This window comes from Proteus sp. fly-1067 (assembly GCF_040139345.1).
Lineage (GTDB): Bacteria > Pseudomonadota > Gammaproteobacteria > Enterobacterales > Enterobacteriaceae > Proteus > Proteus vulgaris_B.
The window spans coordinates 26,037-42,381 of the sequence record NZ_JBEEUL010000004.1 but is presented as its reverse complement, the minus strand read 5'-3'; the positions used below and the strand labels follow the sequence as shown (position 1 = coordinate 42,381).

Genomic DNA, 16,345 nt, shown 5'->3' with positions numbered 1-16,345 from the left:
AAAATGTGGGCTTTATTACTGTTCTCTAATGCAAAATCAATACATAACGATCAATTTAAATGATTAATTATGACGGGTAATAATGACCAATCAGGTGTACTAGGAAGCTGCCCCCCGACCATCGAGGAAAGTTGTGTCTGATTAAATTGTGCCATTTCATAAATAATTGCCGATAAATTGACACTGTCTACTTCTTTTGCTTTCTGCTCAACTTGACATGAGGGTGAACTTTTGAAGTATTGATCTTTAATAGTTAACGTAAATTGATTATCCTGAGAACGTAATATTTCATCATGTCCTTCTCGTAATGAGATTAACGGTTTATTTTTATCAACCCCAGTAATAAATACCCTATTATGGCCTTGGTTATCCATGATAACCACATTTCCTTCACGTTGTGCTACCACGTAAATATCATTACCTACACTACCGCTCAGATAATCATGACCTTTATCTGAAATAAGTAAGTCATTACCCTCACCACCATAAAGTTTATCATTTCCCTCTTCGGCTAGAAGAATATGATGCCCTTTTTCTACAATCAATATATCATCACCGGCTCCCCCCGAGATCACTGAACTTGCTTCATTATGATTAATGACAATATCATTCCCTTCAAATACATCGATAATTGGTAATAATTCAATATTAGGAATATCTTGCTGTTTAAATGTCTGAGATAATAAAGAGGGATCAGCATTATGATGGTATACGCCCGATCCATTCCTAAGAAATTCATTAAATATAATATTATTTTGAATAACTAAATTATCATCACCCGATGATATTTCAAAAACATCAGGTACTATAGGAACAAGTAATCCATTTTCTTTATATTTATTAGGTAAAGAAAAAACCTTACTATCTTTATCAACAATACGAAATGTTAAATTTTTGAATAAATTATTTTTTAATAATATTTCATTTATATCTAAATATAGATGTCCATTAGGATTGTAGCGATGAGCAAGAATACCGTTATCTAACTTAAGCTCATAACCACTGACATCGGAAAGAATAATATTAGCACTGCTTTCTTTACTTTCGTCAAAATTAGAGGAGTTAATAAGTATATCAATATGCTCACCATCAATGTTCGCAATAAATGTTTTTAATTGATAAGCATCTTGTCCATTACTCAGTTTTATTTTTGAATTTGAAGTCACTGAAAAATAAGCATTATCATCAGCACTACCTTCTAAAGTAAAGGAAATAGCCTCACCCAAAGCAACACCGCTATATTTTAACTCAGGTAATAAGCTATATGTTTCATTATAATGAGAAAAAGTTGCTATAAGCTGTTTTTTGACTTCATCCAAATAAAAATGTGTCATTTTCTCCTTACGTTTTGAATAATTTTCCAAATAGCTAAAATTAAATAACACATTATTATTTGGCATCAAATTATCATTTATTGTTAACATAAAACCATCATCCGTAATCAAGTTATAATGATGATTAACTTCAGTACTTGTAATATTTTTATATACATTTTTTAATCTAATAAATGTTGGGATAATTTTATTTTCTTTATCTGAAAGAATTATTTTATTATTAATTTCAATAATAAGATCTTCTTTATCACGAGTTATTTTTTTTATATCATTAAAGTAGTGCTCTAACTTTACAACACTATTGCTTTTATTTTTTATATTTTCAAAAAGAGTAATATTAATCTGTTTTCTATCACTGTAATGTTCTGGTGCCAATGCGACAATATAAGTGTCATCGCCATCTCCTCCTTCAGCAATCCCTTCGACTAACCGAATGACATCATTACCTTGATGACCATAAATCGTGTCATTACCCGATACTCCATCAAGATAATTATCTTGGTTATTACCAACCAATAAATCGTTCCCTTTATCACTGCCAATTACATTTTCAATACTGTCTAAATAAGCAATAACTTCATGAGATTGCAATTTTATATTCGGCATTGTATCAACAATCACTTTTGGAGCCCGTGTTTGTGTCTTTTTATCATGATAGAGATAAATTTTAGAGCCAAAATTAAGGCTATTAGAGGGATTAAGTACATGAGTAAATTTTACGAAATTTGCCAACAAATTTACTTCATAACCTGAATGTATTTTTGATTTTTCAGCAATGCAAAGTGTATCATTACCTTCTCTCCCATAAAAACGGCTCGCAAATTGCGGAGATTTTGTCGTGTAAAGATTAAAAATATCATCTTTAATTCCTCCGCTTAACCGTTTAGTGCCATTATAAATATCAAAGGTATTTTTTGCGTTTTTCGGAGCTGCTATAATGTCATTGCCATTTTTAGTATTAAAATAGAAATCTTCATTTTCTTTGATTTGATAATAATCATAATAAATTTGCTGATTATTAACACAGTGTAACTCTTTATTTAAAATTTTTTTCAATGGCAAGATCTTATTTTCCGTCATAGTAATTTTATTGAGAAATTCATCATCAATCATTTCTAAATGACGAGCATCTCCTTTTTGAGGGACTATATCTATAGTATATTTTTTTAGTTGATGGATATAAAAATCAAGATCAAATATCAGTGTTTCATCTGTCTTTATTGCTTCTTGAGGTTCATAATATTTATACTTTGTTTCCTTTGAAACAAAATAAGGGAATAACTTTGCAAAGTTCTCTGCATCTTCTTTAGACATCAATTTAGCTTGATTTTCTGAAATAAAAGTTGCTATTGGAGGGATCAATAATCCTGTTGGATCATTAAATAATTCATACACGACTTTATAATAATTTTTTTCTTTATAAAGATAGTCTTCATTCGTATAAAAATATTTACTATTAGGATTATATTTTATTAATTGTTGATAATAATCCAGACTGGCTTTTTCCGTTGATATTTTAATCGATTCTTTAGTCTCTAATAAGGTAATTTCATTTTGTTTTTTGGCGGCAATCTTGCCAGTAAACGCGGCAAGGAAACCACTTTCTATTTCCTCCCATACAGTAAAAGAAACTTTATTTTTTGCTTCTTCAACAACACGTACCGCATTATAAATAGTCGTTATTAATGCAATGGCGGCCCCCACAACAATCCCTATAGGACCAGCAACAGTGCTTCCCGCCAAAATAGCAATAGAAACACCAATAGTAGCTAATGCCGATACAATAGCGAACGTACCGTTAACAATGTAATCATCACGTTTTCTCGCATTCGATTCTGATGATATTCGACTGAAATTATCGTACATGTTATAAATATCAAATCCCACAGAAAGTAGGTTTAATGCCATTCCCACACGAGTACTCATCTTTCCAGCATATTCCAAAGCATTTGTACGGTGTTTTAACATGCCTTTTGCTACCGCAATTTCAATGATTTCAGATAACCCGTTATAGGTCATTTCTGTCCATATTATGGCAAGATTAGCGCGGATCTCTTTTCGCTGATCTTCGCTTAAATTGTTATCCTTTAATAATTCCATCATATTTAAAGTTGAATTTATAGATTGCCATATACCAAAAGTAATATTTCCATAACCAATACCAGATATAATTTTCATATAACGTGGTATTTTTAAGGTTGGATAACGTAATTTATCCCAATAGTTTTTATTTACGTCTACTTCATTTAATTCAATAATTTTTGCTAAACGCTCTTTTGCAGCTAAATAATCCATTCGATTTATATCTGGTGAAAGTATTGAAGTAATAGTTTTTTCTTTTTGATTTAATTGCTTTTTTAATAAAGAAATGATGGCATTATCATCATCACTACCTGATGCAGATAAGAAAAAATCATTAAGTTTATCTGCATAAAAGGTTAGCTTTTCATTTTTCAATGAAAATGCTTTTAGATCTGTTTTTAATATAGGTACATCATTAACATAACATCCTAATGAAGATAATATTTTTTTATTAATTTCAATATCATCAATTTTAATTGTATTTTTATTATCAAAATCAAGTTTTATCTCTTTCCCCATAAGTGCGAATTTATTAAATAATGATATTGATTTAGTATCAAATTCGCTAATATGATAAATAGAACCTACTGTTTTATTACCCTCAATTCTATTTTTATAACTAATGTTATTTATTAAATTTAGTAAATCAGAAGTTATTTTATTTTTATCATGACCTATTATTTTTATACTACCAACCTTATTAATAAAAACATCAAATATTATTTTCCCTTCAGGAGAAATATTAATAGTTAAATTTATCTTTTCATGATCTATATCTAAGAGATAATTCCCTGGTTTTAATCCAATGATTATTTCATCTAATATGCCATAATTTAAGTGTTTAATATTTTCTTTTAGATCTTTACTCTCTGAAAGTGTTGAAAGCAATGTTTCAAAAAGAGATAAGTAGTGCTCTTCATGACTATTAATGTTATCTATCGATTTTTTATAATATAACTCCTCGATCATAGACAAGTGATCAATGTGCTCGACTTTATCTCTTATTTCACTTGATAAGTAATTAAATAAAATTAAAGAAGAGAAGTTTTCATTACCTGAAAAAGAAAAATATTGAGGTAAATTTAAAAGTTTCTTTTGAAATGTATGATAACTATTTTTTTCTTGTTTATTTAAATCAGTAATGAATTGTGTAGTGATTTTTTTAAGAGCTGTAGTTTCATTAATTTTCTTATTTGCATCATTGAAGTTAGTGCTTAGTGAATAAAACAACATCATATCTAGTTGATTAATAGTATATAAATACTTTTCTTGTGTTGATACTATTCGTAGCAATTCACCAGTTAATTCATTCTCAGATAATGAAAAGAAATCAGATAATAATTGTTTAGAATTTTCTGATAGCTTTTTTATTACTCTGGGATCATCATTAATAGAACTAATTAATATTTTTATAGATACAATTTTATCTTTATTAAATAAGTCATGAACCTTATTATCAAATATATTCATGAAATTATTTTGATCAACATCATTAATAACAAATCGATTGAATCTCTTACTTACTAATGGATCATTAATTATTTCAATTAATTTATTTTTTATATCTTCATGAGATTCAGAATGAAATAATTTAGAAAGTTCATCATAATATTTATATACTGAATAATCTATCGAAAATTTATGATAAATAATTCCATCAATAATTTCACTCGGTATCGCTAACTGAATTATTCTAGTTTCATCAATTAACATTTCATTTGTTATGTGTCTTTCAAAATCCTTATTAGAGTTAGTCATAATATCTAATTTATGTAAATCTAGAGGTTCTGTAATAAATTCCTTCATAGATTTACCATTTTTAAATTTAAAATTAATTAATGCCTCTGCGTTAATACTTAATATTTTATCAAACAAAAAATCGTCTGATTTTATTTTTTCTAATTTATATATTTTTTTAGCATTAATATCATCACCGTAAAAAAATTCTGTTAAATAATGTTTAAACTTATTTTCTTCTGAAAATTCAGCTAAGCCAAAATTAGGATCGTACAATCCATAATTAGAATTATTTTTATTGCCCCATACAAATAAAGCATGATCTTTCGTATAAAGTTGTAAATAATTAGAAGATGCATTCTTATTATTAAAAAGACGATGAAAAATAGAGCTTAATGTTAGCTCATGAGTTTCTTGCTTAATACCCTCGGTGATTGAAGATAACGATAAATTACCACGACTAAGCTCTTGAAGTATAGAAAGTAAATTTTTCGTTGACTCATTTAATTCTAATTCATTATTTATTATTTTCTGTTTATTTATATCAGCATCAAAAAAATCAATTAACCAAGCCAGCTTTTTTAAAAATAATTGGCCACTTTGCTGATTTCCTTGATGCTCAAAATATTTCACTCCTGCAAATAACATACTTAATGATTCACAAAACCCTTCACCTCCCTCTTTTAATTTTGATAAAACAATCTTTTGAGGAAAAGAGAGAGATAATGCTTTACTATCAACCATTCCTTTCTTCTGAACTTTATTAAATAACTGAACAAATCGCTTTCTTTGTTTACCTAATTCTTCAAGACTTAATACTCTGTTATCTATTTCTCTAAGCAGTGCTCCTAGCTCCTCCATTTTTAAATTATATTTATTTTTTTCTATATAATTTAAAATATCATTTTCAGTCATATGACTTGAGAAATCATTAATAAAGTTAACAATTTTATTTCTATATCCAAATAGAAAATCGTTATCCTTTCTATAATCAGGATAAATAGAATTTATTTTTTTATATATTTTATTTGCATGATAAACACGATGATATTTTTTATTTTTTTCGATCGATGATATAGATTTTTCCGTCACCACTTCATTTAATATAAAGTCATTTATTATTTTATTTATTATATTTTTAGCATCAACAGGATCACTATAAATAAGTGTTCCCTCAGTAGATAACATTATTTTATCATTGCTAATTTTGTATACTGGCACATTTATTTTTTGAGCAATGCCTTCAATAAATTGCTCACTATAAATAGAATTATAAATATTTTCTTTTTTACCTATATAAATAATTTTTTCGCTTGGAATGGTATTTTCATAGAGAGTATCGTATACATATTCAATTTCTTTTTTCTTCTTTACAATTTTACCAAAAACCCCCTCACTCTCCTCATAACTAATCATTGTGAATTTTATTTTTTTATCCTTACAAAAAGAGATAAATTCTTCTAATTGTGGATATTTTTTAAATAAATTATTTATTAATTCATTCTTCACGCCTGTGATATTAAAAAATCTAATTTCTTGATTTAGATCTGTGGGAAAAATATCAATAAAAACATGAGATATATCATTATTTAAAATAATATTCTTATTATCTAATAAATATTTAATTATTTTATCATTATATTCAAATAATACATTATGAGTATCTAGTTCAGAAATATATAGTTCAATTGATTTATTTATTAACTTCTCTGGATCTTCTTCTTCAATATAAAATCTATTTGGGAAATATTCCGCATCATTATCTTCCTTATAGATACTTTCTAATTCAGAGATCTCTTTTTGTAATAAAAAATCTTTATAAGTTTGAGTGGAATATGTGCTAATATAGATTTCATTATAAGTTTTATCTTTATAAATTATTTTTTTATCCAACTGATTTTCTACTACTTCTAATAGATAATTAATTGCAGGATCTTCCCTGTTATTATTTAATTGATTATAGGTAATATTAGTATAAACTTTATCATTTGAAATGATAAAAAAACTGTCCTTTATATATTTAATATTGATCCCATCAATAATATTTTTTATATTTTCATTTTCTAACATGAAATAGTAGTTTTTATAATTTATTTCATCGACACTAATTCCATTATTTAATAAAAAATTACTCTTTATATTATTATAAATAAAATCACTGATACCAAAATAACTTCCATTATTCTCTGACACAATGATTTGATAAATTCTAGCTGCTACTGAGCTATTTTTTGATGCTATAGATAAAAAGTTATCTTTATTAATATTTACAAAATAATTAAAAACCTTACTTTCTAATTTTTTGTATATTTTATTTAATATTTCATTAACTGGGCTATTTTCATATTTTTCAATATAATCAGGAATAAATTTCAACAATTCAATACTAGCAACAAGCTTATTAAAATAAACATTTCCATGTAATATTTTAAGATTAGATAAAATAGCTGACAATCTTATTTTTGACTGCCCCCTTGCTAAATCTTTATTTATGTTAATTAAATTCTCAAAATAATTATCTTGAAAATCTATATATCCTTTATTATTATTTTCTCTTACACTAGGGAAATTAATTAATGTTGGTGTGATAATAACTTCGCCATCACTATCTTTGCCTAAAATCATTTTATTTATTGATTTATCATGGGTGATTTTATCAATATTTTTTTGAATATATAAAATAGTTTCATTAATAGAATCACTTTCAATACTTACTTCTATGATCCTATTATTTTCTAATATTTCAATAATTAATGTATTCCCATCAATTAATTCAATTACTTTCCCTTTAATATTATCTTTAAATTCTAAAGAAAAACCTATTTTTTTTAAGTTCTCAACTAAATTTTTATTTTTTTCTGCTAAACTTTCACTCCATTTAGTTTGGTAAAATGGGTTACTATTTTCTTCACACTCAACAATCCCAATATATTTTTTTCCTTTCCTAATTATGGGTTTATAATTAGACAACAACCATTTAAACTTATCTTTAAAATCATCAAAATGATAGAATTCAAATACTCCCAAGTTTGCATCAAACAATGAAAGAAAATATTCTTTCTCTGTATACACCTTTAATGAAAAGGCAATGTTATGAACATCAGTTTGTATATGTGAATAATAGTTTTTTTTATTAATTATATTATCCATGATGATATTTAAAAAATCATCTATAGTTGATTCCCTTCGTTCTTTTAATGTTAACCCCATACTATAAATATATTGACTAAAATTAATCTCTTTATTATTAAACATCTCTCTTGGATCATAAATATATAAATCAAGATATTCTTTATATTTTTTAACCCTCCAATAATCATCATAATGTGAAAACTGAGAAGATTGAGAATAAAATATTTTTTTTGTTTCCTCCATTAGTCTCATTAAATTGTATTCAACTTCATTATTAATCAAAATATTTTCCAATGCTTTTATTTTTTTATTTTTAGTATTGAAATAAAGTAACTCTGCACATTTTTTTAACCATATGATATAGTTAGTTCCATATTCTACACCATTATTTCTTATTTCTAATAAATAGTTCATACTTAACCCATAACAGAGCCCTCCTATCGCTTCATCATGCGAGAATTCATAGGTCGATTCAGCCGTTCCCAGTATACTAATATGTTCCATTATATTGCTCATTGGTATAATGAAATCACTATCTTGATTAAATTCAATGTATCTATTATTTTTTGAAATCTTCGTTTTTATCCATTTATTTCCTTTTTGACTAAAAATGGTTTCAATTCCATCATCCGCCTCTTTATAATATTGCATTGCTATATTTATACTTAACTCTATAGAGTCACTATAAATATGTAATATTGTTTCTATTTTTTTCTCTTTATTTTTAACAATGAAAACAGATTTACTTTTGTTAGATTCTATCATTCTTAACGTATAATTATCATCCAATTCTCCTTCACCTTGTTTTTTTATGCTTTCTACCCATTCATTAAGCATAAAGTCTTTATTTACAATCCAATCACTTCTATAATAATTATTATTAATAAATTCATATTTTTGATATGAATTTACCTTTAAAGTCTCTAACTTATCTATATCTTTTAAATTTATAATGACATCACTAACCAAGTCACTTTTGGTATTAAAAAATTTAACAATATTATCAATAGAATAAATCGATATATAAACACCCTCACCTTCATTTATATAACAATAATAATACCCATTATTAGTAACGATACTATGAACACCATCATTTTTATTTTGAAAATATGTTTCTATTTTATATTTCTTTACTAATGAAGGTTTCATTTCCTTTTGTTTTTTATAATTAAAAATAAGAGTATTTATATTTAAATTAATATTTTCTTCTATTTTTTTTATGACATAATTCTCAATTCTATTATTTTTAACATTCAAATCATATAAATCAATAGTATTTTTAATTTCTAATAAATAATTATTGGAAAAATATTCTCCTTTATCTATTAACTTATTTATATAACTTAATAACAGCGCATTTTTGATTACATCATTATTAATATCTCTATTTCCAATAATTTCTCTTATAAACCTTTCAATATCATTTGAAATTTCATTAATTATGTTATTTATTACAATAGTTTTATTATTTTTCATATTTCATTTCTTCTATTCTTTATTAAAATAACAACATTAATATTATAAATAGATAATACTCTAATTATTAAAATATTAACTTTTATAAATATTATTATTAGATATTTTCTGTTTGTTGATTTGTGTAAGTTTTATATTTGAAAAATTAATAGAAAGAAATAACTATAATTGCTTATTTAAAAAAAACGCCAGTATTTCACTGACGTTTTTTATTGAGATCCTAGTAAATTATTTTATTTCGGTGCGCGTTCTAATAAAAACTCACGTAATTTAGTAAAATCAGCGGGTAAAAAATGTGATAGTAATTCTTTATCTGCTCGCTCTGCTAATTCTTGAGGTAATGGTAGCTCCCCCCCTAAAATGCGCTCTACACTTTCTTTAAACTTCGCTGGGTGCGCAGTACCTAAGAATAAGCCGTATTCACCCTCTTGAAGCTCATCACGTAATAAACGATAAGCAACAGCTGCATGTGGCTCTGAAATATAACCTTTTTTTGCAAGCTCACGTACTGTCTCTTCCGTTGTTTCATCACTAACAGCACCATGAGCCAGATCAGAGAGATCCCACTCTTTGCGACGGTACAATTCTTCAATACGTGGCCAGTTATTAGGCTGGCTAACATCCATTGCATTAGAAAGTGTTGCAACAGTACGGTGAGGTTCCCATTTACCATTATCTAAATAGCGAGGAACTGTATCATTTACATTTGTTGCTGCAATAAAGCGTTTAACAGGTAACCCTAAAGATTTCGCTAATAGGCCCGCAGTTAAATCACCAAAGTTACCACTTGGCACAGAGATCACGAGTTGTTCATGTTTTTCAGCAGGAATTTGGGCAACGGCTTCAAAGTAATAACAAATTTGAGCCAATAGTCGGCTGATATTGATGGAGTTTGCTGAGTTCAAATACATAGTTTTCTTTAAGAACTCATCATCAAAAGCTTGTTTTACTAATGATTGACATGCATCGAAGTCATCTTTAATTGCAACAGTGTGAATATTTTCACCTAATGTACAGAACAATTTTTCCTGTAATGGGCTAATTTTGCCTTCAGGATAAAGAATAACAACTTGTACATTTTCTAATTTGTAGAATGCGTGAGCAACGGCAGCACCAGTGTCACCAGATGTTGCAGTTAAAATAGTTACAGGTTGATTGCCTGCAACTTCTGACAACATCTGTGCCATAAAGCGGCCACCAAAGTCTTTAAATGCTAATGTTGGACCGTGGAAAAGCTCTAAACAACTAATGTCGTCTTCAACCTGAGTCACTGGTGCAGGAAATGCAAATGCAGTGTTAATTCGTTTTGCTAATACATCAGCAGGAATTTCATCACCTATAAATGCCGTTAAAATACGGCTACTGCGTGTTGCAAAATCAAGCGCTAATAATTCATCAATTTCAGCTTTAGTAAACGACGGTAAGTCCTGTGGAAAAAAGAGACCTTGGTGCTTACCTAAACCTTGCTTTACCGCTTGAGCAAAGCTAACTTGCTCTTGATTATCTTTCAAATTGTATAATTTCATGACTTACCCTATCTGTCTTGCGCCACGCGTATCTAAACGGCAGATATGTACAAAACCTTCACTGTTTTGTACATAGTGTTGTTTTAACCATTCGGCCATATCTTGTGCAATTTCTAATGAATCGGTAATGGTAAAAAGAGTAGGGCCTGAGCCTGAAATGCCACAAGCCAATGCCCCTTTCTTTTGTGAAGCTTCTCTGGCTTTTTCAAATCCTGGAAGCAACTGAGTGCGGTAAGGTTCAGCTATCACATCTTTCATTAAATTTGCTGCTAATTCAGGTTGTTGAGTATGACAAGCATGAATAAAACCAGATAAATAGCGTCCGTGATTAATGATATCTGCCTTAGCATATTCTTTTGGCAATATGGCTCTGGCTTGTGCGGTAGAGACTTTAATTCCAGGATAAGCCATTACCCAGTACCAATCTTCAAATGTCGGTACAGATTGGCAAATGATGTCATTTTGTTCAAGAATGAGTTGTAGACCACCTAAATAGCAAGGTGCAACATTATCATAGTGCACACTTCCTGAAATACGCCCTTCCAACTCACCCATCATTAATAATAATTGTCTTTCATTGAAAGGCTTTTTAGCGAACTCATTAAGTGCAACTAATGCAGCAACAACAGAGCAAGCACTTGATCCTAAACCAGAACCAATTGGCATATTTTTTTCTAAAACCATTGCCACAGGAAGTTCTTTGCCTAGTTTCTCACAGAATAACTGCCAGCATTGATACACTATATTTTGTTTAGGATCAGTGGGTAATTTGCTGACAAAGTGCCCTTTACTTTCCAGTGTAAATGATGAAGCAGCATTAACGGTGACACAATCGCCAAGCAATTGCCCATCAATAGGTGAAACCGCAGCGCCAAGAACATCAAACCCGACACTCACGTTACCTATTGATGCCGGTGCGTAAACTTTAACCACGCTTAAACTCCCAATTTCCATGATAAGGTACGTAATACATCTGCAAACACTCCAGCGGCAGTAACATCATTACCCGCACCATATCCACGTAACACTAATGGAATTGGCTGATAGTAGCGAGTGTAAAAGGCTAAAGCATTTTCACCATTTTTTACTTTAAACAGAGGATCATTAGCATCAACAGCCATCATTTTAACTTGGCATTGACCTTCATTAATAACACCAACATAGCGTAATACTTTGCCTGCTTTTTGTGCTTCTTCGACTTTAGCGTCAAATTCAACATCAACTTGAGGTAAACGATTTAAGAAACTTGCAACATCACCTGTGCTGTCAAATGAAGTCGGTAACACTGGCTCTACATCGATATCACTTAACTCTAATTTATAACCCGCTTCGCGGGCTAAAATCAGCAATTTACGCGCAACATCCATACCCGAAAGATCATCACGAGGATCAGGTTCTGTGAAACCTTTTTCTTTCGCTGAAAACGTTGCTTCTGACAAGCTCTTACCCTCGTCTAATTGACCAAAAATATAAGAGAGTGAGCCTGAAAGAATACCATTAAATTGAACCAATTCATCACCTGCATTAAGCAAGTTCTGTAGGTTTTCAATGACTGGTAAACCTGCACCCACGTTAGTGTCATACAAAAATTTACGACGCGAAGCTTCAGCAGCTTGTCGGATTTGATAGTAATAATCCATCGACAGCGTATTCGCTTTTTTGTTTGGTGTAACCACATTAAAACCATTTTGTAAGAAATTTGCGTATTGTTGCGCAATTTCCTCGTTTGATGTGCAATCAACAATCACTGGATTTAAGAAGTGGTACTCTTTTTCTAAGCGAATAAGTTGACTAAAACTAAAAGGAGCTTTGGCTTCTTTTAAGGCTTGTTGCCAATTATCTAAATCAATACCTTGCATATTCGTTAACATGGCGCGTGAATTGGCAATACCACATACACGAAGATCGATATGTTTATTTTTCAACCATGCCTGTTGACGATGAATTTGTTCAATTAATGCATTACCTACACCACCCGCACCAATCACAAAAACTTCAACGATTTGATTTGTGTTAAATAGCATTTGGTGACATAACCGTACCGCATTAGTTGCTGAATCATTGGCAATAACTGCAGAAATAGAGCGTTCAGACGATCCTTGAGCAATGGCAACAATATTAATATTTCCTCGTGTTAACGCAGAGAAGAATCGTGCTGAAATCCCTTTCAGAGTACGCATGCCATCACCTACGACTGAGATAATCGCTACGTTTTCCATGATATCTAATGGATCAAGCACACCATCTTTTAATTCTAAATAAAATTCATCTGATAATGCTTTTTGCGCTCTTATTAATTCTTTTTGTGGCACACAAAAGCTGATGCTGTATTCAGAAGAAGACTGTGTAATAAGAACAACAGAAATACCTGCTCTCGACATCACAGAGAATACGCGAGCAGCCATCCCTACCATACCTTTCATACCAGGGCCTGATACGTTGATCATCGCCATGTTATTAAGATTGGTGATCCCTTTAACAGGAGTACTCTCATCTTTTTGGCCATCGCCAATCAGTGTACCCGGTGCATCAGGATTACCTGTATTTTTAATCAAACAAGGAATTTGGAATTGGGCGATTGGAGCAATAGTGCGAGGATGAAGTACTTTAGCACCGAAGTAAGACAGCTCCATTGCCTCTTGATATGACATGCCCTTTAATAAACGAGCATCAGGTACTAAGCGTGGATCACAAGTATAAACACCGTCAACATCAGTCCAAATTTCACAGCATTCAGCACGTAAACAAGCTGCTAATACTGCGGCTGAGTAGTCTGAACCATTACGGCCTAATACAACCAGTTCACCTTTTTCATTACCTGCGGTAAAACCAGCCATTAAAATTATATCGTCTTTTGCGATATTAAGTTCCAAGATGCGACGAGTAGATTCAGGAATATCAACGGTAGATTCTAGGTAGTGACCTTGTGCGAGTAAGTTTTTTACAGGATCAATAACGGTGACATTATAACCACGAGCTTGTAAAACAGACTCCATAATGGCGATAGAGAGCTTTTCACCACGGCAAATCATCGCTGCATTGATGCTATCAGGGCATTGACCTAATAAAGAAATACCATGAAGAATATGTTTGATCTCGGCAAATTCACGTTCAACCTTATCTTTTAGGCGCTCATAGTCAAAGCCTGACTGTTTTTCTCTTAATCCTTGTAATAAATTAGCAAAAATTTGCTCGGCTTCTCGTACTTGAGTGAGAGGATCTTCACCTTCTGCCGTTTTTTCAATCATTGCAACCAAATAATTCGTTATTTTGGCTGGTGCTGATAATACAAGAGCGACTTGTCCTTGTTCTCTTTTTTTCTCAGCGATATCAGCAACATTCAGCACACGCTCTGCATTAGCAACTGAAGTTCCCCCAAATTTTAACACTCGCATACAACTCTCCTGATTTTTCACCCAAAAAAAAACCCGCATTTCTCAATGCGGGCTTTTTCGATTTTCGTTTTTTATATGCGACAGCCCGTCCCGCAATATAAAATTCCGGTGGTGGTGGTAATAATTGTCATTTTAGCTGGGCTGTAAATACGCATAACTATCCTGTCTGTCTCAAATTTAGTTTGACTATATACTGGTTAAAGCAAAGCGAGAGAGATGTCAAATTTTTTCTTTTTTTTACACAAAAAATAAATCTTACTTAAATGAAATTTTTTCGAACACTACCTCTAGTGTGGTATAGATATTCCTACCACAAAGGGATAAACAAAGAAAATAAAGCTACTATTTTGGGGTTATTTGGGTATTTGTACTTTTATAAGGAATAAGGTATTTTAGGCTCCTTTAATTTGTGTAACAAAACTGGTAAAAAAAATAATCCCCACTATATTTAACATATATTTTTCTTTTACATTACATAAATCAAATTATATAGTTAACTATTGAAATCAGGGTTAAGCTGTTATCTTGATTTTGATATGTGTCAACAAAAGTTAGCTTTTTAGATGGTATTTAATACAACTGGTGTTATATTGCTGTTAATAGACTATGGGCGTTTTGCATTCTGATTTTAGCGTTCATTGTCGATTAAAATCGTAATTTTTTTGTAATAACGTGATGGTTATTTATCGAATTTCAATCTGGGTCTAGTTTTTGCGTGCTAATAACAAAAATGAATAACCACACAAGTGCACACACAGAAGTTAAACACAGATTTCCTTTTTCTATTTTTGGTAATTTTAGGTAGCAAATATGCAAACCCCGCACATTCTGATTGTTGAAGACGAAGTAGTTACTCGTAATACCCTGAAAAGCATATTCGAAGCTGAAGGGTATATCGTACACGAAGCCACTGATGGCAACGAAATGCACAATGTTCTATCTGATCATGATATTAATCTGGTTATTATGGACATTAACCTTCCTGGTAAAAATGGGCTGTTACTGGCTCGTGAATTACGTGAACAGGCAAGTGTTGCATTAATGTTCCTAACAGGTCGTGATAATGAAGTAGATAAAATCTTAGGCCTTGAAATTGGCGCTGATGATTATATTACTAAACCATTTAACCCTCGTGAATTAACGATTCGTGCTCGTAACTTATTGTCACGTACCATGAATTTAGTTAATGGCACAGAAGAACGCCGTTTAGTCGAGAGCTATAAATTCAATGGTTGGGAGCTCGATATTAACAGTCGCTCACTGATCAGCCCTGCTGGTGAACAATACAAATTACCACGCAGTGAATTTCGTGCGATGCTACATTTCTGCGAGAATCCAGGAAAAATTCAAACTCGTGCAGAATTACTGAAGAAAATGACAGGCCGCGAATTGAAACCTCATGATCGTACTGTTGACGTTACTATTCGTCGTATTCGTAAGCATTTCGAATCTACACCAGATACACCTGAAATCATTGCTACAATCCATGGCGAAGGTTATCGTTTCTGTGGTGATTTAGACGAGTGATTTGATTTCATCTCAAACACTTACTAAGAAAAAAACCCCTGAATGAAATTCGGGGGTTTTCTTTATGTAGTATCGTATTAATAAAATAACAAAAGGTGAAAATTGATCTCAACAACTATTTTGAAAAAAAATA

5 protein-coding genes are annotated in these 16,345 nt (G+C 30.5%); 1 reads left to right on the top strand and 4 read right to left on the bottom strand.

The window, feature by feature from the left end; translation table 11 throughout:
- Window positions 1-50: 50 nt before the first annotated feature.
- The 4 genes from ABN217_RS07750 to thrA form a co-directional block, all read right to left on the bottom strand.
- Entirely contained in the window at window positions 51-9,764 is a 9,714-nt protein-coding gene (locus ABN217_RS07750; RefSeq protein WP_349459290.1) for an Mcf1 protease effector domain-containing protein, read from the bottom strand.
- A 233-nt stretch (window positions 9,765-9,997) separates the two neighbouring features.
- Window positions 9,998-11,290, bottom strand: a complete 1,293-nt coding sequence (gene thrC, locus ABN217_RS07745) for a threonine synthase (protein WP_196554761.1) — start codon at window positions 11,288-11,290, stop codon at window positions 9,998-10,000.
- Between the two features lie 3 nt (window positions 11,291-11,293).
- Window positions 11,294-12,223, bottom strand: a complete 930-nt coding sequence (gene thrB, locus ABN217_RS07740) for a homoserine kinase (protein WP_502929687.1) — start codon at window positions 12,221-12,223, stop codon at window positions 11,294-11,296.
- A 2-nt stretch (window positions 12,224-12,225) separates the two neighbouring features.
- Window positions 12,226-14,685, bottom strand: coding sequence for a bifunctional aspartate kinase/homoserine dehydrogenase I (gene thrA / locus ABN217_RS07735; protein ID WP_196554763.1), 2,460 nt, complete (start codon window positions 14,683-14,685; stop codon window positions 12,226-12,228).
- Between the two features lie 810 nt (window positions 14,686-15,495).
- On the opposite strand from thrA, the gene arcA reads away from it, so the two are divergent.
- Complete coding sequence (arcA, locus tag ABN217_RS07730) at window positions 15,496-16,212, top strand: two-component system response regulator ArcA (protein WP_006535263.1); 717 nt, start codon at window positions 15,496-15,498, stop codon at window positions 16,210-16,212.
- The last annotated feature ends 133 nt before the right edge of the window (window positions 16,213-16,345 follow it).